We start from the raw sequence: 264 nt of genomic DNA, 5'->3' as shown, positions 1-264 counted from the left end.
AAGAGCAATGTTTCTTTCGAAACCATTTCTAAAGACTCTCAAGGAGAATACTTAAAGATGGTGGGCGATACCGGGCTCGAACCAGTGACCCCCTCCTTGTAAGGGAGGTGCTCTCCCAACTGAGCTAATCGCCCACGAAAGTTTTAATTCCTTCGTGAGAAAGAATGGTGGAGCTATGCGGGATCGAACCGCAGACCTCCTGCGTGCAAGGCAGGCGCTCTCCCAGCTGAGCTATAGCCCCATATTTTTATTTCCTTGGGAGGA

The 264-nt window shown here is 50.0% G+C and carries 2 tRNA genes; both read right to left on the bottom strand.

Annotated features, from left to right (window positions below):
* Window positions 1–58: 58 nt before the first annotated feature.
* Window positions 59–134: transfer RNA gene (locus PVK62_RS17625), tRNA-Val, on the bottom strand.
* Between the two features lie 31 nt (window positions 135–165).
* A tRNA-Ala gene (locus PVK62_RS17620) sits at window positions 166–241 on the bottom strand.
* Window positions 242–264: the final 23 nt, after the last annotated feature.

It is taken from the genome of Aliivibrio sp. S3MY1 (assembly GCF_028765575.1).
GTDB lineage: Bacteria > Pseudomonadota > Gammaproteobacteria > Enterobacterales > Vibrionaceae > Aliivibrio.
Note: the sequence above shows the minus strand (reverse complement) of the source record. Positions and strands in the feature narration are given on the sequence as shown.